Source organism: Bacillus sp. CHD6a (genome assembly GCF_001293645.1).
GTDB lineage: Bacteria > Bacillota > Bacilli > Bacillales > Bacillaceae_I > Sutcliffiella_A.
Genome location: NZ_LBMD01000008.1, coordinates 25163 through 47019 on the forward strand (window position 1 = coordinate 25163; position 21857 = coordinate 47019).

25 protein-coding genes are annotated in these 21857 nt (G+C 39.6%); 5 read left to right on the forward strand and 20 right to left on the reverse strand.

The features are described 5' to 3' along the window. Positions 1 to 10: 10 nt before the first annotated feature. The 4 genes from yhbY to AAV98_RS08310 are packed head-to-tail and all read right to left on the reverse strand — an operon-like array spanning position 11 to position 2774. A complete protein-coding gene (gene yhbY, locus AAV98_RS08295; protein ID WP_010196148.1) occupies positions 11 to 304 on the reverse strand; it encodes a ribosome assembly RNA-binding protein YhbY in 294 nt (97 codons plus the stop codon). Next, positions 298 to 1134 (reverse strand): shikimate dehydrogenase, encoded by an 837-nt coding sequence (aroE, locus tag AAV98_RS08300; protein ID WP_060665099.1) that lies wholly within the window; start codon positions 1132 to 1134, stop codon positions 298 to 300. Before aroE ends, yhbY begins: the two co-directional genes overlap by 7 nt. A 15-nt stretch (positions 1135 to 1149) precedes the next feature. Next, positions 1150 to 2253: a ribosome biogenesis GTPase YqeH gene (yqeH, locus tag AAV98_RS08305; RefSeq protein WP_060665100.1), complete on the reverse strand. Its 1104-nt coding sequence runs from the start codon at positions 2251 to 2253 to the stop codon at positions 1150 to 1152. 5 nt (positions 2254 to 2258) lie between these two features. After that, positions 2259 to 2774 (reverse strand): YqeG family HAD IIIA-type phosphatase, encoded by a 516-nt coding sequence (locus AAV98_RS08310; RefSeq protein ID WP_060665101.1) that lies wholly within the window; start codon positions 2772 to 2774, stop codon positions 2259 to 2261. 473 nt (positions 2775 to 3247) lie between these two features. On the opposite strand from AAV98_RS08310, the gene AAV98_RS08315 reads away from it, so the two are divergent. Then, on the forward strand, positions 3248 to 3388 hold the full coding sequence (locus AAV98_RS08315) for a sporulation histidine kinase inhibitor Sda (RefSeq protein WP_010196138.1): 141 nt from the start codon (positions 3248 to 3250) through the stop codon (positions 3386 to 3388). A gap of 310 nt (positions 3389 to 3698) precedes the next feature. Here AAV98_RS08315 and AAV98_RS08320 read toward each other — a convergent pair whose 3' ends face one another. From AAV98_RS08320 to AAV98_RS20815, 5 genes are all read right to left on the reverse strand, one after another. After that, positions 3699 to 4481 carry a phosphatidylserine decarboxylase gene (locus tag AAV98_RS08320; RefSeq protein WP_060665102.1) on the reverse strand — a complete coding sequence of 261 codons (783 nt, stop codon included), beginning with the start codon at positions 4479 to 4481 and terminating at the stop codon, positions 3699 to 3701. Positions 4482 to 4625: 144 nt separating this feature from the next. Continuing rightward, positions 4626 to 6401 carry a M3 family oligoendopeptidase gene (locus tag AAV98_RS08325; RefSeq protein WP_060665103.1) on the reverse strand — a complete coding sequence of 592 codons (1776 nt, stop codon included), beginning with the start codon at positions 6399 to 6401 and terminating at the stop codon, positions 4626 to 4628. A 546-nt stretch (positions 6402 to 6947) separates the two neighbouring features. Continuing rightward, positions 6948 to 7661 (reverse strand): RNA polymerase sporulation sigma factor SigK, encoded by a 714-nt coding sequence (sigK, locus tag AAV98_RS08330; protein ID WP_010196129.1) that lies wholly within the window; start codon positions 7659 to 7661, stop codon positions 6948 to 6950. A gap of 226 nt (positions 7662 to 7887) precedes the next feature. Further along, entirely contained in the window at positions 7888 to 8124 is a 237-nt protein-coding gene (locus AAV98_RS08335) for a hypothetical protein (RefSeq protein WP_060665104.1), read from the reverse strand. A 30-nt stretch (positions 8125 to 8154) separates the two neighbouring features. Next, on the reverse strand, positions 8155 to 8277 hold the full coding sequence (locus AAV98_RS20815) for a hypothetical protein (protein ID WP_269433452.1): 123 nt from the start codon (positions 8275 to 8277) through the stop codon (positions 8155 to 8157). A 198-nt stretch (positions 8278 to 8475) separates the two neighbouring features. Between AAV98_RS20815 and AAV98_RS08340 the strand changes: the two genes are divergently transcribed. Continuing rightward, complete coding sequence (locus tag AAV98_RS08340) at positions 8476 to 9363, forward strand: helix-turn-helix domain-containing protein (protein WP_060665105.1); 888 nt, start codon at positions 8476 to 8478, stop codon at positions 9361 to 9363. A gap of 34 nt (positions 9364 to 9397) precedes the next feature. Here the strand turns inward: AAV98_RS08340 and AAV98_RS08345 are convergent, their stop codons facing one another. Both AAV98_RS08345 and AAV98_RS08350 read right to left on the reverse strand, forming a co-directional pair. Further along, entirely contained in the window at positions 9398 to 10921 is a 1524-nt protein-coding gene (locus tag AAV98_RS08345) for an ABC transporter permease/substrate-binding protein (protein ID WP_060665106.1), read from the reverse strand. Further along, the gene (locus tag AAV98_RS08350; RefSeq protein WP_060665107.1) at positions 10918 to 11874 is read right to left on the reverse strand and encodes an ABC transporter ATP-binding protein; all 957 of its coding nucleotides are present in this window, start codon (positions 11872 to 11874) and stop codon (positions 10918 to 10920) included. Before AAV98_RS08350 ends, AAV98_RS08345 begins: the two co-directional genes overlap by 4 nt. 171 nt (positions 11875 to 12045) lie before the next feature. Here AAV98_RS08350 and AAV98_RS08355 point away from each other — a divergent pair, with 171 nt between their 5' ends. Further along, positions 12046 to 12876, forward strand: a complete 831-nt coding sequence (locus AAV98_RS08355) for a thermonuclease family protein (protein WP_060665108.1) — start codon at positions 12046 to 12048, stop codon at positions 12874 to 12876. A gap of 48 nt (positions 12877 to 12924) precedes the next feature. Here AAV98_RS08355 and AAV98_RS08360 read toward each other — a convergent pair whose 3' ends face one another. The 6 genes from AAV98_RS08360 to AAV98_RS08385 all read right to left on the reverse strand — a co-directional run bounded on the left by AAV98_RS08360 (position 12925) and on the right by AAV98_RS08385 (position 18471). Then, positions 12925 to 13158 (reverse strand): YrhC family protein, encoded by a 234-nt coding sequence (locus AAV98_RS08360; protein WP_060665109.1) that lies wholly within the window; start codon positions 13156 to 13158, stop codon positions 12925 to 12927. Positions 13159 to 13281: 123 nt separating this feature from the next. Further along, a complete protein-coding gene (locus AAV98_RS08365) occupies positions 13282 to 14817 on the reverse strand; it encodes a carboxypeptidase M32 (protein ID WP_082380832.1) in 1536 nt (511 codons plus the stop codon). A gap of 137 nt (positions 14818 to 14954) precedes the next feature. Further along, on the reverse strand, positions 14955 to 16091 hold the full coding sequence (locus tag AAV98_RS08370; protein WP_060665110.1) for a bifunctional cystathionine gamma-lyase/homocysteine desulfhydrase: 1137 nt from the start codon (positions 16089 to 16091) through the stop codon (positions 14955 to 14957). Between the two features lies 1 nt (position 16092). Continuing rightward, a complete protein-coding gene (locus AAV98_RS08375) occupies positions 16093 to 17016 on the reverse strand; it encodes a PLP-dependent cysteine synthase family protein (protein WP_060665111.1) in 924 nt (307 codons plus the stop codon). 33 nt (positions 17017 to 17049) lie between these two features. Further along, positions 17050 to 17751 carry a 5'-methylthioadenosine/S-adenosylhomocysteine nucleosidase gene (gene mtnN, locus AAV98_RS08380; protein ID WP_060665112.1) on the reverse strand — a complete coding sequence of 234 codons (702 nt, stop codon included), beginning with the start codon at positions 17749 to 17751 and terminating at the stop codon, positions 17050 to 17052. A 78-nt stretch (positions 17752 to 17829) separates the two neighbouring features. Further along, complete coding sequence (locus AAV98_RS08385) at positions 17830 to 18471, reverse strand: class I SAM-dependent methyltransferase (RefSeq protein WP_060665113.1); 642 nt, start codon at positions 18469 to 18471, stop codon at positions 17830 to 17832. Between the two features lie 209 nt (positions 18472 to 18680). On the opposite strand from AAV98_RS08385, the gene AAV98_RS08390 reads away from it, so the two are divergent. Both AAV98_RS08390 and AAV98_RS08395 read left to right on the forward strand, forming a co-directional pair. Then, positions 18681 to 18890, forward strand: coding sequence for a YrzA family protein (locus tag AAV98_RS08390; RefSeq protein WP_060665114.1), 210 nt, complete (start codon positions 18681 to 18683; stop codon positions 18888 to 18890). 65 nt (positions 18891 to 18955) lie between these two features. Beyond that, a complete protein-coding gene (locus AAV98_RS08395; RefSeq protein ID WP_060665115.1) occupies positions 18956 to 19441 on the forward strand; it encodes a hypothetical protein in 486 nt (161 codons plus the stop codon). An 11-nt stretch (positions 19442 to 19452) separates the two neighbouring features. Here the strand turns inward: AAV98_RS08395 and AAV98_RS08400 are convergent, their stop codons facing one another. From AAV98_RS08400 to AAV98_RS08410, 3 genes are all read right to left on the reverse strand, one after another. Continuing rightward, positions 19453 to 19656 carry a hypothetical protein gene (locus AAV98_RS08400; RefSeq protein ID WP_060665116.1) on the reverse strand — a complete coding sequence of 68 codons (204 nt, stop codon included), beginning with the start codon at positions 19654 to 19656 and terminating at the stop codon, positions 19453 to 19455. Between the two features lie 61 nt (positions 19657 to 19717). Beyond that, positions 19718 to 20683 (reverse strand): nuclease-related domain-containing protein, encoded by a 966-nt coding sequence (locus tag AAV98_RS08405; protein WP_060665117.1) that lies wholly within the window; start codon positions 20681 to 20683, stop codon positions 19718 to 19720. Between the two features lie 444 nt (positions 20684 to 21127). Beyond that, positions 21128 to 21826, reverse strand: coding sequence for a YrrS family protein (locus AAV98_RS08410; protein ID WP_060665118.1), 699 nt, complete (start codon positions 21824 to 21826; stop codon positions 21128 to 21130). Between the last annotated feature and the right edge of the window lie 31 nt (positions 21827 to 21857).

The following is a 21857-nucleotide window of genomic DNA, read 5'->3' on the forward strand; positions in this document are numbered from 1 at the left end:
CTCCATCCCATTATCTTGGCAAGACGATTTGTTTGTTTTCTTTCGATTCTTTATAAAGTATGATGGTACTCCCAATAACTTGTACTAGTTCAGCTTTCGTACCGGCAACAAGTTCTTGTGCCACATCTTTACGGTCTTCATCACAGTTTTGTAACACACTTACTTTCAGCAGTTCCCTTACTTCTAATGCTTCAGAAATCTGCTTTGTCATATTTTCATTCACTCCGCCTTTTCCTACTTGAAAGATCGGGTCAAGATGATGTGCCTCTGCTCGTAAAAATCTTTTCTGTTTACCTGTTAACATGTTTTTCCTCCTAGATGTTCTTTTACTAATTTTTTCATTCTATCTGTATCGGGTAACTTCCCTGTCCAAATTTCAAACGCTAAAGCTGCCTGATAGGCAAACATATGGATGCCGTTTTGCGTTACAGCGCCATGGTCTTTTGCTTCTCGTAAGAATTTTGTTTCTAAAGGGTTATAAATGATATCACTAAATACTGCATGTTGTTTAATAGAGTTCAATGTTAGTGGTAAGTCATCAATTGTAGGGTACATCCCCACTGAAGTGGTTTGAACGACCACATCATATCTATCCAGAACTTTTGTGGCTTGTTCCACTGTAATACTTCGTGAGATCCGCTCCAAAGAAAATTCTTTGATTAAATCATCTGATTTAGAGACGGTACGATTACAGATATCGGCATGTATACCCTCTTCAATAGCCAAAGTGTAAAATATGGCTCTTGCAGCTCCGCCAGCACCGATAATAAGTACGTCCTTACCTTTAAGTTCCACCACTTCTTTTAAAGCCTCGACGAACCCTCTACCGTCTGTATTGTAACCAACAAGCTTGCCATTTTTATTGACCACTGTATTAACTGCGCCAATTTTGAGTGCTGCCTCTTCAACACTATCTAACAGTGGAATGATTGCTTCCTTATGAGGAATGGTTACATTGAATCCATTAACTCCAAGGGCACGCATACCGGCAACCGCCGTCTCTAACTCATCGGCATCTACATGAAAGGCATGATAATGCGCGTCCATTCCATTTTGAAGAAACGCGTCATTATGGATGAGGGGAGACATAGAATGTGCAATGGGAGATCCAATTACTCCGTAAAGACTCTTCATCAGCCTTCCTCCCTTTTAAATTAAAGATTTTCTTACCATGACTCCTACACCTTTTGGAACATGAGCCACCACTTTAATTCCTGGCTCATTGATTGTAACCCACCCAAGACCTGAGAAGACAATATCCGTTTTTTCCTCTTTTATCGTAAACTCATGCGCAACAAGTTCCGGAAATGATTCTACAAGGTCCTTACCTGGCGGCTGCAATAAATCCCCTAAGTGCTCTTTATACACATTATCTGCATTCTCAAGCTTGGTACGATGGATATAAAGGTCATTAGATACGTAGCATGTAAAAGAATTACGCCCGCCTTTTACATAATCAAACCTTGCCAAACCACCAAAGAATAATGTTTGAGCTTCATTTAATTGAAAAATCTTTGGTTTGATTTCTTTTTTAGGCGAGATGACTTTTAATTCCTTTTTATCAACAAAATGCGCCATTTGATGACGATTGATAATTCCCGGTGTATCAAACAAAGAAGCGCCGTTGTCCAACGGAATGTCAATCATATCAAGTGTTGTTCCAGGAAACTGAGAGGTTGTGATAACATCTTCCTCGCCAGAGAACTCGCGGATAATGCGGTTGATAAAAGTCGATTTCCCGACGTTCGTACAGCCAACCACATACACATCCTTTCCATCTCTGTAGTCTTCAATTGCCTGTGCTAATTCTTTAACACCTGTACCTTTATCCGCACTGATTAGAAAAACATCTTCTGGTTTCATGCCAAGCTCTTTTGCCGCTTGTTTCATCCAATTAATTACTTTATTTGGCTTAACGGATTTTGGCAGCAAGTCCACCTTGTTTCCAACTAGTAATACTTTGTTATTCCCGACAAAACGATGTAAGCCCGGCAACCAGCTGCCGTCAAAATCGAAAATATCTACAATTTTCACTACAAGTCCTTGAGTCTGGCCTATGGAGTTCAATATGCGGATAAAATCATCATCTGTTAAGGAAACATCTTGAATTTCATTGTAATGTTTCAGGCGAAAGCACCTCTTACAGATAACCGCCTCCTTATTTAAAGAAGAAGGAGGTGCATATCCCAATCCTTCTTGGTCCTCTGTCTGAATGGCCACTCCGCATCCGATACATACTATTTGTTCTTCCATATTCCTTAGTCCTCCCAATTTATCATACCTTTTCGCTTCATCCACGATAGGATTCGTCTCTCTACACGACGATTGAATTTAGTAATAAAACCGTCCGTTTGCGCAACCGGAACAACAAGAATGGTGTGTAAGCCAATTCGATTGCCTCCAAGCACGTCTGTCAGTAGCTGATCTCCAATTACAACCACTTCTTCTTTTTGGAGCTTCATATCTCTCAGTGCTCTTGTGAATGCACGTCGCATCGGCTTCCTTGCTCCATAAATATAGTTGATACCAAGTGGATCAGAGAACATCTTTACCCTTTTTAACTTATTATTGGAAACAATCGTTACTAAGATGCCTACCTCTTGCATTTCTTTAAACCATTCAATCAATGCAGGCGTCGCTTCCGGTCGATCCCATTCTACAAGGGTATTGTCCAAGTCCGTAATGATTCCTTTGATTCCCTTTTCTTTCAAGTCCATTGGCTTTATTTCAAATACACTTTTTACGTGTTGTGCAGGCAGAAAATACTTTATCATTTAATCACCCTCAATTTGTTTCTATAGTTATCGATATGAACATATTTATATGGACGTTTTACGTTCAAATTAGCACTTTACCATCTTACCTAAATTCCTTCTCCGTGTTAAGCATATTATTGATATTTCTAGTGTTAGCATGCATCTGTTTTCTAATAAAAAATATTGAAAATAAAAATTTTTCGACAAATTCCTGTCGATTTCAACACCTGTGGATAAACTTATCTACATTATACAGTGTGCCCTATAACGTTTACTGGTAATTATAAACAATATACCCACATGTTATCCACCGTTAACTGTGGATAACAGAACGGTTGTTCTAAAAAAAAATACATGGTAGAGTAATCGTAAACCTACAGAATTTACAATTATATGCATTACAAATGCAAAAAAGAACTAAACCTAAACATAATACTTACAACCATACATAGTGACTTTATTATAGGAGGTGTAGGGCAGAGGCCAATCTGATGAGAAAACTTTCTGATGAACTTTTACTAGAATCCTATCACAAAGCGACCGAATTGAAACTAAGCACAGACTTTATTCTCCTGATCGAGTTGGAGATTAAACGCCGTTCCCTGAGCTACAAAATAAAAGCAACTTCCTAAAAGAGCCGGTCATCTGGCTCTTTTTTGTATTAATAGGTTTCTAGCTGTTGATTGGAGCAAAAGGCGAAGACTCCTGAGGGAGCTAGCGCTAGGTGGAGACCCCGCAGGCTTAGCGAAAGGAGGCTCACGTCAGCTTCTAGGAAAGCGAAGCCATTTGCGCAAATCAACAGCGGTGTTTATAAAAATACTAAAATCAAGACTTTTTCAGTGGCCTCGGCTTAGCCAGGGAGGCTCACGTCAGCCCCTAGGAAAGCGAAGCCATTTGCGGAAAATCAACAGGGATGAAAAAGAAAGAAAGCTAGTGCTGTCACTAGCTTAGCCAAGTACCAATCTTTTGACCGACTTTTACCTCTTCCTTCTCTTTCAATGTTTCCTCCATCATAAAACCATCTTTCTCAAACAATAAAATAACCGTAGAGCCAAATGAGAAATATGCCATTTCTTCTCCTTTTACAAGCTGCTCCCTTTCATGAGTCAACTCGATGCTGTTAACAAACATTGCGCCAACCTTTACAATGACAACGTGTTTCCCATCGTGTTCCATTTCTGTCAACCTACGATAGTTTTTTGCCAGAGGTGCTTTCCCGTACTTTAATCCCATCTGATTAACAGGATAAGATTTACCGCCAAGTGTCCACTGTTTTGTGACATTTCCTGATATCGGTGTATGAATTTTATGATAGTGGCTTGGACTTAAATAAAGGACCATATAAGTTCCACCCGTATATTTTGTTGCTAACTCAGGATCTGAAAGCATTTCCCCAACTGAGTAATCGATCCCTTTTGCTCTCAGTTGCAGAGAATCTGTTATAAGCCCTTTCTTTTCAATTACCGCATCAACTGGGCTAACTACTGAGCTTTTTCCAGAATCTATCGGTCTGACATGAGGCTTTAAGTTACGAATGAAAAATTGTTGCAAGGTAGGGAATGTATCCATCTTTTCCTGCATTTCTTCGGTATTTATATTATATACCTTCGCAAAAGATGGGATAAACCGCTTGCTAAGCTTAGAACTGGCAAAACGCTTAACAGCCATTGAAGACATCTTATGATTGGTCAATTCAATAGCAAGTCTGTATATACTTTTCAACAAAATGCATTCCTCCAAATAAAATTTCCTCTATATAAATAAGATAATCAGTTGTGTGCGTTGTCTACTAAAACTCCATGAGTGATATTATAACATTTGAGCACCAGAAAAGGCATCCCTATATTAAGGGATGCCTCCACTATCTACCTATTTGTTTGTAAGTTGTAAAAACTCTTCCACATCTTCAAGCGATTTTTTCACTGCTTTTTCCCAGAAGTCTCGTTGTGTCAGATCAACACCTAAATGCTTCATTGCTAAATCTTCCACTGTCATAGATGCTGTATCTTTTAATAGTGCAATGTATTTTTCTTCATAGTTTGTCCCTTCTTCTAATGCTTGAGAGTAGATGCCCAATGAGAACAAGTATCCAAACGTATAAGGGAAGTTATAGAATGGAACTTGGGTAATAAAGAAGTGCATCTTGGAAGCCCAGAACGTCGGATCGTATTCTCCTAAAGTATCGCAATATGCTTCTTTTTGCGCTTCTACCATTAGATCGTTTAACTTTTCCACACTTACCAATCCGTTTTTACGCTCTTCATAGAATCTAGTCTCAAATAAGAAACGCGCATGGATATTCATGTAAAATGCTACACTGCGCTGTATTTTGTCTTCTAATAGGGAGATTTTCTCCTGCTCATCCTTTGCATACTTAACAGCAGCATCGGCTACAATCATTTCAGCAAAAGTAGATGCTGTCTCTGCAACATTGCTTGCATAGAAACGATTTAAAGTCGGCACTCCATGCATCGCGTGTTGATGAAAAGCATGTCCTAATTCATGTGCCAATGTGGAGACATTAGAAAGCGTTCCAGAGTATGTCATAAAAATTCTCGATTGACCGGAGACAGGGAAACTTGTGCAGAATCCACCTGGTCGCTTTCCTGCTCTATCCTCCGCCTCAATCCAGCGGTCTTCAAATGATTTCTTTGTAAATTCTGTCAGTTCAGGACCAAACTTGGAGAACTGTTCTATTATAAATTCTGCTCCTTCTTGATAAGAAAGAATTGTTTCTTCTGCAGATAATGGAGCGGACACATCATACATGTTTAATTTATCAAGGCCTAATAGTTCCGCCTTGCGTTCAAGATACTTTTTCAACGTGCCTTTATGGTCCGTAATTACTTGCCACATAGTATCTAACGTTTCTTGCTTCATTCTATTGTTCTCTAGTGGTTCTTTAAGTACAGAATCCCAGCCTCTTTGCTCATATACTTGAAGTCTGAATCCTGCCAGATGGTTTAAAGCAGATGCAATGGTTTCGGCCTGATTTTCCCACGCTTTTTTCCAGGCAGCAGAAACATTCTTGCGAACACTACGGTCTCCATTTGAAAAACGGTTATGGGCTTGTCCTACAGAAAGCTCCTTTACTTCTCCGTTTTCTTCAACCGGTATTTTAATTGTTCCAACGATCGAGTTATATAATTTACCCCAAGCATGATAACCATCAACAGCTAATGAAGTTACCAGTTTCTCCTGTGCTGCCGGTAACTTGTCACCCGCTCTACGTCTTCTTTCATTTAACACATATTCTAATGGTTGAAATACATCTCTTTGAATGAGACTCGCCCACGCTGCTTCATCAATATCAACCAGCTTTTCATCTAATGCACCTAGCTGCACCTGTAATTTCGCATGCAGTTGTGCAACTTTCCCTTGAAGCTGAGAAGCTGCCTTGTCCTTAACATCCTGTGCAAGAAGACAACCGATGAAAGCAGAAGCCTGTACCACTTTTTTGACGACATTCTCATAGGAAACCAAAATCCCTTCAAGATTTTCGGTGGAGAAAGCTTCTATTTGTTGTTCAAATGCATGAAGTTCTGATTGTATTTCTGTTAAGTATGTATGAAATGCTTCTGAATTGCTTCCCCCTTGGAAAAACACATCTAAATCCCAAGTTTCACTATATGTTTTCGTTGTCACTTTGTAACTCCCCCTTTTCGTTTCATGGATTAATTATAAACGAAGAGTGTAAATATTTCTACAATTCTAAACTATTTGATTAGCGTAAATTTCGTATTGCGAAATTTTTCACTTTTTTCTATAATAGAAAAAGCCTATGCGAAGAAGCATAAGCTTATCTGTATAAGTGATTTTTGCAATAATAAGCGCCGCCAATAAGCAACAAGATAAACAGTATCACTAGAAGGCCATACACCCAACCACCATAAAATCCAGGTCCGTATGGTCCAGGATAAGGAGGAGGACAACACCCATAACCTCCGTAAGGGTACCCGTACATACCAACAACCCCTTTCTCCAACCAACTGGGTATCTACACTACTACCATATGCACATCCCACAAAAGAGACAGGGCAAACGCGGAGAAAACCCCAATTAATTTTGGGAAAGTTCATGACAACTTTGTTACAGAATATTAAATTCCTGTGAGGGGTCAGACCCTCACAGGATTTTCGCCTTACACATCGAAACCCCTCGGCAAATTTCATAGCCAAGGGGTTTTTTATGTTATTGTTTTTTCTTTTCTTTTTCAGCACGGTAGAATTCATGGAACATTTTCATGAGGGCACGTTTTTCGATCCGTGAAACATAACTTCTTGAAATCCCCAGTTCTTTGGCTATTTCACGCTGGGTCTTTTCATCTTTAAGATCAAGGCCAAAGCGACCAACGATAACCTCGCGTTCCCTTTCATCAAGCACGTCTATATAAACCTTTATCTTCTCCAATTCCATATTAAGCTGTATGGTATCGATGACATCCTCTGATTCTGATTTCAGCACATCAATTAAACTGATTTCGTTTCCTTCCTTATCCTGACCGATTGGATCATGCAAGGAAACATCTTTCTTCGTCTTCTTTAGAGCCCTTAAATGCATCAATATTTCATTTTCGATACACCTTGCAGCATAGGTTGCTAGCTTCGTCCCCTTTCCGGAGTGGAAACTTTCGATTGCTTTAATTAAACCAATCGTCCCAATAGAAATTAAATCCTCTGAGTCTTCCCCGGTATTTTCAAACTTTTTGACGATATGTGCCACAAGCCTTAGGTTATGCTCAATAAGTAAGTTCCTTGCCTCTTCATTCCCTTCTGCCATCAGTTTCAGGTATTTCGCCTCATCCCCTGATGACAATGGTTGTGGAAATGCATTGTTTTTGACATAAGAAACTAGGAAAACAAGTTCTTTGATTAAGTATCCTACCGATGCTAGTATGCTTGACACACTTTCACCTCCATAAGAAATGCTTAGGCAAGAGCCCAGTAATAATTCTTATGTAGGAAAAGACCAACATGTGCAAGTACACTTCAAAATAAATCCAAATTAATGTGGCATATTATCAAGTCGTTAATATGTTATATTTATGTTACAATTCTGACGATTAATGGTACAATTTGATAAAGAGGAACAAATGTTCAAGAAAAAATCCTCCTATTAACATAGGAAGATTTTAGTACTTAATATAAGGATACTTTTTCAACTTGGAAGGTATGGTACCTTTACCGACTTTCACCACACTGTACTCTTGGAACAATGTTTCAAACCACTTAGAAACTTCTGCATATGTTTTATTCTTGTAATCAACAAGCTGGGCAACACGGTAATGCCTACGCGCCTTTTGCTCACGATCAACAACGATAAACCAAAAGCATGTAAGCTCAAAAGTGTTTGTACTAGTCGCCGACATGGTATCAACCTTCCTTTGTTAATTTATTTATTAATATAAAGGCGGTAACTCATTCGTTTTGTAATCATCAGAAGGACCCGCATGAGAAGTAACTGCATTTGCACCAAACAAAGTTAAGGAAACTACTAGAAACGTTAAGATAAACTTCTTCATTATCATTACCTCTTTCTACTTTTTATTTGGATTACTAATAAGCTATCTTAATAAGTATTTTACACTATATTGAAAATTCATATTTTCCTCAAAATTGAATGTTATGCCCATATAATCTATGGTTTTCTTCCGTTTGCTACCGTTTTCGCTTCAAATTATAACTCTAGGAATATTTTATTAGTTAGGATGTGATATATTGTGGATTTTTCTTTAATAGGAAAAGAGATAAAAGTCCTGCGGTCTGCACTAAACTTATCACAAGCTGAGTTGAGTGAGGGGATCTGTACGCAATCACAAATCAGTAAGATTGAGAAAGGGGAAGTATTTCCACTTGCTAATACCTTATATTATATAGCAGAAAGACTGGGTGTGGATATAAATTATTTTTATGATTTAGCCACTAACCCTCAATTATCATATGTAAAAGAGGTTTTTGCACAAGTTAAGGAACTATTAAACAGAAGTGAATTTGAAGAGGTTTACAACATTGTAGAAAACGAAAGGAAGAACCCTTTATTTGTTAATAACAGAAAAAATAAACAGTTTCTATTATCTACAGAAGGTGTTTGTGTTTATCATTTAAAAAACAATAAACGCGAGGCCTTAAGACTATTACAAAGTGCTCTGGACTTAACTAAAATGACTTCTAAATTATTAGGAGAGAGAGAAATAGAAATTCTTAATAGTATGGCTATTGTTCATTTTGAAACCAAAAATTGCGAAGAGGCATTAAGAATTTTTAATCATGCCATTAATTGTTACATGAAAATACCATATCATCATGACCCAACTATTAAAACTAAAATATTATATAACAAAGCTAAAACCCTAACAAGATTAAACAAACTCGAAGAATCTAATGACACATGTAAACTTGCGGTAAAATGGTGTGTAAAACAGAATAGTCTTTATGGATTAGGTAACTTATATTACCATATAGGTTATAATTATAGTCTATTAGACCATAATGACATAGCAATCGAATATTTCAACAAGTCCATTCAAATTTTCATGATTCAAGAGAATAAGGTTTTCGTTAAGCACATTAAAGAAAAAATTGATGAATTATCTGTCTTAATTGATTAAAAAAACTAGGCCTCGCAGCCTAGTTTTTTCATTTCTATTCCCCTATCAAGCCTTTCTTTTCTAAAAACTCTTTGGCTACTTCATAAGTCGTTTTTCCTTCTACGGTAACCTCGTAGTTCATGTTACGCATTTCGTCATCATTTATTTGATTTTCTAATTGATTTAGGATGTCTTCTAGTTCTGGATGTTCTTCAAGTGTTTCTTTTCTGAGTAGTGCCGCTCCTTGATAAGGAGGGAAAAGGTTTTTATCGTCTTCAAGTACTCGTAGATTAAATTGCTTGATTTCTGCATCTGTCGAGTAGGCGTCTACTAAGTTTACATCGCCATTTTCCACTGCCTGATAGCGTAGTTTTGCTTGCATGGTGGTAAGGTTTGGGAAGGTGATACCGTACACTTCTTGAATTCCTCGGTATCCGTCTTCACGGTCAGAGAATTCTAATGTGAATCCTGCTCTAATTTCATTTTTAGCACCATTCAAGTCAGATATTGTATTAATGTTATTTTGTTCAGCAAAGTCTTCCGGAATAGCGAGTGCATAAGTGTTATTAAAACCCATTGGTTTTAAATATACAAGTTCATCTTGCTCCAACAATCCTTCTTTTGCTTGCTCAAACACTTCCTCATCGTTAATGCTGACAGGTTCCTCTTCCAATAAGGTGACAATGGCTGTACCAGAATATTCAGGGTATATGTCAATGTCCTTATTTTTCAACGCTCGGTATACAAAACTTGTGTTTCCAAGTGATGGGCGCAATTCAACTCGGAGATCTGTTTCTTCTTCAATCAACAGTTTGTACATGTTTATGATGATATCGGGTTCTGCGCCAATTTTCCCACTGATGACCAGGTCAGCTTCAGTTGCTTTCATGACTGCAAAAGGAGAAAGGAAAAGAAGAACCACAACAATCCCTATGATCAGTGCTTTCTTACCAGATCCTTTTCTTGCAGCCGTTTCAATCATACGTAAAATGATATCGAACAATATTGCAAGGAGTGCCGCTGGAATTGCTCCTAATAAAATTAACGCATTGTCGTTTCGGTCAATCCCAAGAAGAATCAGACTTCCCAATCCTCCTGCTCCAATCAATGCCACAATAGTTGCTGTACCGATAATCAATACCATTGCAGTCCGTATGCCTGCCATAATAACAGGCAACGCAAGTGGCAACTCCACTCGAAATAACCTTTTCATCGAAGTCATACCCATCGCTTTTGCTGCTTCACGCAAGGAAGGATCTACTTCTTTTATTCCGGTATAAGTATTTCTTAATATTGGGAGCAATGCATAGAGAAATAATGCAATGACGGCCGGAACAAACCCGATTCCAACAAGGGGAATTAAAAGTCCGAGCAAAGCAAGAGAGGGGATTGTCTGCATGACCGCTGTTATTCCAATAACAGGCTCTGCAATACGTTCTTTTCTCGTTAACAACACACCAAGTGGTACAGATATGAACACCGCTATAGCCAGTGCAATGACCGAAATTTGAATATGTTCTAAGAGCGCGGTCCAAAGTTGATCACCACGGGCTGCATATAGTTCTTGAAGAAATGTCATGATACAAGCCCTCCTTCTCCGCTGTGCTCATGAAGGAAGCGAAGTACATCTTTCCTACAAAGGACGCCTAAAGGTTGGTTTGCTTGCATAATGGTAACAGCCTCTTCATCTGCAAGAAATGCAAGGAGTTCTCCAAGTGTTAGCTTACTATCTACTTCGCGGAAAGGCGTTTCTGAAGACCCTATTATCAAGTCTTCTATTAGTTCCTCGATGGTTTTCTGAAGAACACTGCGTCTATTCCCTATAAATGATTTCACAAAATCGTTCTTAGGTTTATTGACGAACTCTTCTGGGGTTCCTACTTGTACTGCCTCTCCTTCTTTCATAAGGCAGATCCGGTCGCCAAGTGTTAGGGCTTCGTTCATATCGTGTGTGACAAACACGATGGTTTTTTGGATTTTCTTTTTCAAGCTAAGAAAATCTTGTTGTAACTGTTCTCTGCTGAGTGGATCAAGCGCACTAAATGGCTCATCCATTAAAATAATAGGTGGATTGGCAGCCAAAGCTCTTGCCACTCCTACTCGTTGTTGTTGACCTCCTGATAACTCTGAAGGCTTTCGTTTTTTGTAGGTAGACGGCTCGAGTCCTACTAGTTCAAGCAACTCATCCACTCTTTTGGAGATGTCCGATTTTTTCCAGGATTTAAGCTCTGGGACAATGGATATATTCTCTTCGATTGTCATATGTGGAAAAAGTGCGATTTGCTGGAGAACATAACCAATATTCCAGCGAAGTTCATGGATATTATGGTCTGAGATACTTTTCCCGTCAATGAGGATATCCCCATTCGTAACATTATGTAATCGATTGATCATTTTCAATGTGGTTGTTTTCCCGCATCCACTCGGTCCGATTAGAACAAAGAATTCTCCTTCTTTAATTTCTAGATTAAAGGATTGGACGGCGGTTGTCCCATCTTCATATGTTTTTGATACATTCTTAAAGGTTATCAAAACCTTCTCACTCCCCCATCAAAGTAATTATTTCTCTACAGTATTTCCTAAATGCACAAACAATAAATACCCTACTTTTCAGAGTGTGAAACTTCGTTTAAAAAAGACCATAAGGTACTGCACATTGCGTGGTATAATGAGGAATACTTTTTGTAATGAAAGGAGTCAACCGTGAGATTAAAATTTAGTAGTTGGTGTTTGATGCTTGTGCTTGTTTTGGCAGGTTGCACATTGGATGAAAGTTCCTCCACTGTTATAGAGAATGATTCACCTGAGATAGTACAAGAGCAAGCTAATCCAACCAGTGAAGCTTCTGCCGAAACCGAAACAGAGGGCCTAGAAAAGAATGAACCTGAATATGAAAGGACAGAGGTCCCTCTCGTTCGTGTTATAGATGGAGACACAATAAAGGTGAAAATAAATAATAAAGAAGAAAATATCCGTTTCTTGCTTATTGATACTCCAGAAACGAACCACCCTAGAATGGACGGCCCTCAGCCGTTTGGTCCAGAAGCGAAGAAGTTCATGGAAGAGTTCATGCAGGGGGGAAAAGTGGAAATAGAGCTCGATGTAAGCGAAAGGGACCACTATGGACGAATTTTAGCATACGTATATGTGAATGGTGTGTCAGCACAAGAAGAGCTTCTGAAGCGTGGATTGGCACGAGTAGCATATATATTCCCACCTAACACGAGATATGTAGATAGCTATCAAGTTATCCAAGAGAAAGCGCAAGTGGAAGGAATAGGTATTTGGAGTGTAGAAAACTATGCACAGGAAGATGGCTTTTTTCCTGAATACGTCGAGGACCCTGATGCTGAAGTTCCTACCAAAGAAAATCTTGTGACAGAAAGCTGCACAGTAAAAGGGAATATAAGCTCAAGCGGCGAAAAGATCTATCACGTTGAAACGGGTGCTTACTATGATCGGACCATTCCTGAAGCGTGCTTTAACACGGAAGAAGAAGCAGAAAAAGCGGGATACAGAAAGTCTATGAGGTAAGCTGGGATAAATGAAGAGGAGCCCGACTAAAGGCTCCTCTTCCATTTATTATTGTTCATCCTGCTCTTGTAAGATCTTTTTCAACTTTCTCGCTCTCCATACGAAGTACACTGCCCCACCAAGTAAAACAACAGTGGCACCCATCATCGTAAAGAGCTGTGAAGCTTCTTTCCCTGCATGCTGAAAAGCAACTCCAATATATAAAAACACACTGACGGTCGTTAAAATAATGGCATATCTAGTATAATCTTGTATCTTTGCTTGTAATACCTTCGTATTCATCTAGATTCCCCCCATCTATTATTCACTTTAACATAGTTTGCTAGGTTTTCCGGTATGTAATTTCTTCCGGAAACGTCAAAAGCCTTCTGCTGCTAAACAGAAGGCTTTTCCTATTAGAGATTGTTAAAAGTGATAGATAGCAGAATACTTCTCTTCTAAGTATCTTACCAAATATTTGGCATCCAGTTCTTCCCCCGTCACTTTCACAATTAACTCATTTGGAGAATATAGTTTTCCATATTGATGGATATTCTCTCTTAACCATCCGCGAATTGCCATGAAGTCTCCCTGTTCAATCTTATGATAGAAATCTGGCATCTCCTTGATAAAAGTGTAAAGAATTTGCGCTGCATAAAGATTACCTAGAGAGTAAGAAGGGAAATATCCGAATCCGCCAAAGGACCAGTGGACATCCTGAAGGACACCAAGTGTGTCTGTTGGTGGCGTAATTCCTAAATACTCCTCCATTTTTTCATTCCATACTTTAGGCAGATCCTTTACTTCATATTCCCCGGCAAATAAACCTTTTTCAATTTCATAGCGGATCATGATATGAAGATTATAAGTCAGCTCATCTGCTTCCACACGAATGAAAGACGGATCCACCTTGTTTGTAGCAGCATAGAAATCTTCCAATGTGATATTTTGCAGTTGCTCCGGAAAATGCTTTTGTAGATCTTTATAGAAGTAAGTCCAAAATTCCTTGCTGCGTCCTACCATATTTTCTAAGAAACGTGATTGAGATTCGTGTATACCAAAGGATGTCCCACTTCGAATCGCTCTTCCTTCATAGGCAGGGTTAACTCCTTGTTCATACATTCCGTGTCCTGCCTCATGGATGGTGCCAAAAATAGCGGAACGAACATTATCTTTTAAGTAACGGGTAGTGATTCGAACATCTCCGGTATTAACAGAAGAAGCAAACGGATGCACTGTTTCGTCCAAGCGGCCTCCTTCCATATCGAATCCGATTAAAGGCAAAATGTATTGATTAAATTTCTTTTGAGCTTCTATATCATATTCCTGAGCGAAAATATCCTCTCTTGGTTGGGATTTAGAAGCTTTAATTTTATTTAATATGTCTACACTTTTTTCGCGAAGCTCTTTAAACAATGGATCAAGCTTCTCAACAGTCAATCCAGGCTCAAACTCATTTAGCATCGCATTATATGGATGCCCTTCATAGCCATAATATTCACCGAACTTTTTCTTAAAAGCCAACACTTTTTCAAGAATAGGTGCGTAAGAGGTGAAATCATTCTTTTCACGTGCTTCTTCCCATGCCTCATTCGCATCATTAACAAGAATGACATATTCTTGATATTCATCTGCAGGAATTTTTATGGATTGGTCGTAGTCCTTTCTTCTCTCGGTCACACATGCTTTCGTTACTGCATCCAACTGTTCCCAAACATTTTCCTCTGTTAAGAATGTCAGCAATTCTCCCATTTCTTCTGAGATAGATAGTTTGAAAGCTTCCGTTGATAATGTTCCTCTTGCTTTTCCAAACAATGAACGCCCTTTTTTAGGTGCTTTTGTTTTAGAATCCCAGCTAAGAAGCCCCAACACGCCATTATAATGGCAAAGCTTCTCATCAAGCTTGTTGAAGGCATCGACTTTTTCTTGAACGTTCTTTTCTAACACAGGTACTGTAGACATGATAATCCTCCTAGTAAAAATAGTATGAAAATTATGTATTATTTTTATATTATAACAGATTTTTACTAGAACGCTAATCAACAACCTCAAAAAAGCCCTATAAGAGCTATGCTCTCATAGGACCTTTTTAGTAACTTTTACCCTTCAATAGCCTGTTTCAGATCTGCAATAAGATCTTCTACATCTTCAATACCAACGGATATACGTACCAACCCATCAACAATTCCAAGTTCTGCACGGCGTTCAGCAGGAATGGATGCATGCGTCATACGGGCTGGAACAGAAATTAAACTTTCTACCGCTCCTAAACTTTCCGCTAACGTGAAGTATTTAATTCTTGCTAACAGCTGATCTGCTTTCTCGGCACTCCCGATATCAAAGGACACCATACCACCAAAACCACCAGCTTGCTGTTTGGCAACCTCATGATTCGGATGATCTTCCAATCCAGGATAATAAACTTTTCCTACAAACGGATGGCTTTCAAGGAAATCAACGATACGGTTCGTGTTCTTTTCCGTCGCTTCCATACGAAGGCCAAGCGTCTTAATTCCACGCATCAATAACCAAGAATCCTGCGGTCCTAAGATGCCTCCCGTTGAATTTTGAACAAAATGCAGCTCTTCTGCTAATTTATCAGAGTTAACAACAACAAGACCTGCCACCACATCACTGTGCCCTCCAATGTACTTGGTCGCACTATGAAGAACAATGTCTGCACCAAGATTGATTGGTGTCTGCCAGTATGGTGTGCTGAACGTGTTATCAACAATCGTCAATAGATTATGCTTTTTCGCAACTAAACTCGCTTTTTGAATATCTGTCACTTTTAACAATGGGTTAGTCGGTGTTTCAATGAAAAGCGCCTTTGTATTCTCTTGAATCGCAGCCTCTATATTTTCCACCTTGCTAGTATCTACAAAAGTAGAACTGATTCCCATTCTGTTTAACACCTTTGTCATGACTCGGTATGTTCCACCGTACACATCATCTGTTAAGACCACGTGGTCACCGCTGTCAAACAACATCATAACCGCCGTTATAGCCGCCATACCAGAACCGAACGCAAATCCTGCTTTGCCATTTTCTAAGTCCTTGATTAATTCTTCCAGCGCATGTCTTGTAGGATTTCCAGTTCTGGAGTACTCATACCCCTTGAAGTTTCCTACACTCTCCTGTTTATACGTACTAACTTGATAGATGGGAGTGGAAACCGCACCTGTATGCGGATCTCCAAATATGCCACCATGTATCAACTTTGTTTTCTTATGCATATCAAATTCCTCCTTCATAAATCTTTTTGCTTAAATAGCGTTCGCTGCTATCGGCAAAAATCATCACAATGTTGGTTGCGGGTTGAGCTATTTTTGCTTCTTCCAACGCTGCATGAAGTGCTGCCCCTGATGAGCTCCCTACCAACAAACCTTCTTTTTGCGCCAATTCTTTGACACGCTCAAACGCATCCACATCATATACTGTGTGGATGGCGTCGAAGTATGTTTCATCCATGTATCCTGGTAAAAACTCCATACCGATGCCTTCTGTTTTATGCGGACCGGACTCACCGCCGTTAAGGATCGATCCCTCTGGTTCCACGATGACCGTTTTCACATCCGGGTTCTTTTCTTTCAGATATTTTGCTGTTCCCATGAATGTTCCACCAGTCCCAGCTCCCGCAACAAATACATTCACCTGTCCATCCAACTGCTCCCAAAGCTCAGGACCCAGTGTTTTGTAATAGGTTTCTGGATTGGCAGGGTTACCGAATTGCTGGGGACAATAGGAATTAGGGATTTCCTTGTTAAGCTCTTTCGCTTTCTCTATGGCACCCTTCATCCCAAGTGGTGTAGGCGTGTGAACAATGGTTGCACCAAGTGCCTTCATGAGCTCTTGTTTTTCCACACTGAACTTCTCCGGCATACATACCATCACCTTGTAGCTGGTGCCGACTGCTGCTAGCGCTAGGCCAATACCAGTATTACCAGCCGTTGGTTCAATGATCGTACCGCCTTCTTTCAGCTTTCCGGAACGAATCGCATCTTCTAAAAGCTCTTTTCCTAATCGGTCTTTAATACTTCCGCCTGGATTATAAAATTCAAGCTTAGCAAAAAGGCGCACCCCATTTGGCACCTCAAAATTAGCCAACTCCACGACAGGTGTATTGCCTATCAAGCCATGGACATTTTTAAAAACATTCATCATTTATCCCCCCGCAAACATTACTTCCGTGTGTTAAGCGTTTTTCAGCTCACTCAGCATATTTTCGATCAACATGGAAGAATGCAATGCTGCTTTACTTAGGAATTGATCAAAACTAATATTGGATTCTTTTCCAGCGATGTCAGACAGTGCACGTATTACCACAAACGGCACTTCAAACGCATGGCAGACCTGTGCAATTGCCGCCGCTTCCATTTCCGCAGCTTGCAGCTTGGGCATCTTTTCACGAACCGCTTCCACACGCACTGGATCATTCATAAAGGAATCTCCCGTTGCAATCAGCCCTTCCACAACCTGCATGCCACTTATATTCTCAGCAGCTTTTTTTGCTAAAGCCATAAGCTTTGCATCCGCTTCAAATGCTGCCGGCAAGCCCGGAACTTGTCCGTACTCATATCCAAAAGCCGTTACATCCACATCATGATGGCGAACTTCCGTGGAAATTACAACATCTCCAACATTTAATGCTGGCGAGAACCCACCGGCAGATCCTGTATTAATAACTACTTCAGGCTTGAAACGTTCTAAAAGTAAAGACGTACTAAGCGCCGCATTTACTTTCCCAATCCCTGATTTTGAAAGAACAACATCCACGCCATTCAATGTTCCTGTATAAAATTCACAACCTGCTACAGTTGTTGTTTCCATCCCTTCAATCTTTTCACGCATGATGGTTACTTCTTCTTCCATTGCTCCGATAATTGCTACTTTCATTATAAAATCCCTCTTTCCTTAATATGAGCGGCAGGAACATCCACCTCTTTAGAAAAGAGAACATGTAATGCCCACCTGCTATTGTTTTGTCGCTTCCATTACCCAGACAAAATGATTAAACCGCTGGTACTCCACTTCAAATCCATGCTTTTCGAAAATAGCTGTCAGGACATCCAGTGTTGTATAGTATTCAGTCTTTAAATCATTAGCAAGATTTAAAAACGTATGCTTTTCTGCCTGTTCAATTGTCGCTCTGTACGCCTCTTTATTTTCAAAGACCGTATCAGCAAATACTATTTTACCACCTTTATCAAGTAACTTTCCATAGTGCGCCACCGCTTCTTCCTTTTCTGCATCTGTAAGATGGTGAAACGCATACGTGCTGACAATCGATTTAATTGGTTCAGATGGTATCGGAAAGCTCAGGAAATCCCCATCTTCAAGGCTGACCGTCTTTGGAAGCTTTTCCGCAGCTTTTTCTCGCATCGTTTCGGAAGGCTCAATAGCAAAAACTTCATGACCTCTTTTCAGCAACTGTGTTGTGAGGTTCCCCGTTCCTACTCCAAATTCTACAACAGGACTTAATGCCTTAACGGCCACATCCTTCAGAATATCATCATACCCACGGAAAACTTCTGCATATTCTTGATCCTTCCCACTTACTGTCGCATCATAATAATTTGCCCAATCGTTAAACAGTTCGACGAATTCACGTCCCATAGTGATCACTCCACGAATAATTTATATAATTCCTATAAGTATAGTATGCTTTTAAGAAATAACTGTTCTCAATCTAACACATGTTTCTATTTTCTTCAATGAAAATGTTTGGTAGGATATACTTAGAAAGTTGGTAGGAGTAGGATTAGTGCAATTTCATAAGGACTACAAAACTACAAGTAGTAAACCCGACGAAAGGACTTGGAATTATGAATTTTGAATTTAGTTTGTTGGAAGATAAAGTGGAATTCTTTGAAGCACTTGATTTAAAAACATTAGAGAAAAAGATAAATGAGCAAATTGATCATAACCGAGCCATCATGCTCGGGCTTCACTCCGTTTCTCATCAGATGCATGTAGACGAGGAAGGCAGACGCTTTTATAGTGCGGTCGTGCATTTTAGGTTAAAAGGGAAATAATCTCTGATATGTGTAACTTTAAGGAAGAGCAGTTCGTCTAGTAAGTTGAGAAGGAGGCGGACTGAATGCGTGTATTAGTTATTGGTTTGGGTGTAGCAATGCTTTTCATTTTATCAGGATGTACCGGGCCTACAGGAGTGGATGACGCAGAATGGATGACACCCCCTGAAGCTGTTGTAATAGTTGATGGAGATACATATGAAACGGTGCGTGGGAGCTTCTGTTGGAGCAACAAACGTCAAGGAGGGTGTGAAGATCACTCCGGCTCTGTTGACCTGTTGGCAAATAAAGAACCAATCATTGTAGCTCCAGGAGAGGAAATAACAATCGACATACCAGATGGACCGGAGCCTAGTGAATATTCGGTAGATTTTTCGTTGACTGATCAATATGAGAACATTGTTGTCTTAGCAGTTGAGAACAAATTTAGTGCACCAACGGAAGAGGGGCTCTATTACTTCTCCTACTTTGCAAGGTGGGAAAATAAAACATATGACGGAGATGCCTACTACGCATTTCTGATTGAAGTGGACAAAAGCGCTCGGGAGTGAGCGTTTTTTTGTTAGTAGAGAATGGTAGCTGATAAAAAAAGAAAAGCCGATAGCAAATATATGTATCCATAGATGTAGTTCTTGATTCTTAACTGGTTGATTGCAAACCAAAGCATTGAGAAACTTAATAAAATAACTCCAGATGAAAGATGGATAAAGACAATGGTGATAGATGCAAGTGCAAAAAGCAAACCTAGCTTGTTGAAAATATTCAATTGTATAATGCCTCCTTTCAACCCCTAGTATTTAATATACGTTTTTATCTTGGTGGAAGTTTCAAAGAAAATATCTCCTATTTTTAAAGCTACCCTCAAATTTTAACCCCATAGAAGCTAAATACTTAGATGCAACTGAAGCAGAAGGTAATCCGAGATAACACCTTAACTCCTTGTTGTTAATCGTCTCTCCGATTAACAGTTTGTAATCATTAATCGCCTCTAAATGCGCAGTCTTAGAATAAGCGCTACACCCTTGGCAACCCCAAACTCCTCTTTTCCTAAGCATAGGGGCAGCTAAACACACTGTACAGAGTACACCTGTTATCAGTTCATTAACACTTATATTATAATGGTTGAGGAATTGGAAGTGATCCGTCGTATGCTTTTTTATGAGTGTCCTAGAGAGTTTTTGGAGGCCTTGAGTACTTAACATAATATTTCCTTTAGATATATTTTGATCGATCTCTTTGAGGCGATTGGGCAAGTTCGTATGAAAGGTGACCTTTTTTGTAATAGAAGGAGTTGTCTTAATGAGGGTGGCGTTATTGTGGGTCAGAACAATTAAACTTGCGATAGGCAGTGGAGGAAAACCATTCTTTTTTAACCAAAGGGAAAGTTGATGTCGTTGCCTGGAAATCTGCGAAATAGGGTCTCCTAGTTTCTCTATATCTTCACTACCTGGCAAATGTCTTAATAGCTGGTTAGCACTTTCATCAAATTCCAACTTACCAGACATATATTTTGAATCGAGTATTATGCAATGTGTTGGTGCCAGTAATAAGCTGTCCATTTGAAAATACCTGCTTTTTGGGTCTTCTAGTCTAAGACTATTAAGAATTAAATAGTTATCATTAGGCAGAAAAGTTAGGAAATAATCTAGCGCCTCTTCTCCTTTGTGACCGTAAGACAATTTACCGTGCTCTTGCTCTAAAATCAGATACTTTGGATGACTTTTAGGGACTCTTCGCAACCCAACTTCATGGGTCAGTAATTTATGAGATTTTTCTCGTTGCTTTTTAATCATTTTACCCCTCCTTTTTTGTCGATTCTTGTTATTTCTCTGTGCGAATGGTAGTTCCCTGCTAAAAAGTGGATATTTTTCAATTAAGTTTAGTTTCCTGTTTTATCCAAGAGATAGTTTAATGAAAAATACTGTCGGAAAACACCCATTTACTGTCGGAGTCGGGGCAAATACAAGCGAAAAATCACAAAATACTGTCCAAGATTTTTAAATACTGTCCACACTGAGTTAAATACATGCCAATCGACAAACCCTATCAAAGTTCGACATTCATCCCTTCCCCCGGTAATCTCACCATTCAACTCAAAGCCTCAAGTCCACCACCGCCTCCCCCACCAAAAGCCTTCAACACTTCAATCCCTTGCCCTTCCCCTCAAGTCCAATCCCACAAAAAAAGACCCACCCCCAATGGGATAGGTCCGCCGCCTTTATGATAAATCACATACTTTACAACGCCTTAACCTGCTCTACCTTAGTAGGTTTCCACCCTTTGTTGGTTACCCACTCCAGATAGATTTTGAAGTTCTCGCCGGTGGATTTGTTTTTGATGGACGCTACAGATAAGTGCTCGCTGCCGCCATTTCCTAGGAAGTATAATGTGTACTCCCCGCTTTTCATACGAGTAGCTGCTTCCACGGCTTTTAACTTTTCATTCCAGTCTACATGACCTTCTTCATAGACGGAGGTATGAGGCTCGGATTGAGACGTTCCAACAGGCCCCCAACCAGGATTGGTCATCGTTTTGATGACATTTGGGTCATCGGAGTTTTCGGAAACTTCTGTCTCAGAATCGTCGGCTTCTTCGGATTCTTCGTCTTTTTCCTTATCCTCTTTCTCTTTTTCTTTCTCAGCGGATTCTTCCGCTTCTTCCGTTTCAGCTTCAGCTTCTTCCTCGTCAGTTGGAGCAGCTTCCTCGGATTCTTGCTCGGTTTCGTTCTCTTCTGTTTCACTTAATTCCTGTTCCCCTGTAGCCAGCTGATTTTCGTTATCTGTAGCTGGGTCATTCTTTCCAAAGAACAAGGAGGAAGCAAGAACGATGATAAATATGAATACAACACCAATCAGGATATTCAAGATCATGTTTGTTTTTTTACGTTTGGTTGTTCGGCCGTAACGTGAGCCACCTTTGTTAAAGTCTAAAGACACGACAGTCCCTCCTAGTCAAAGCCAAATATAG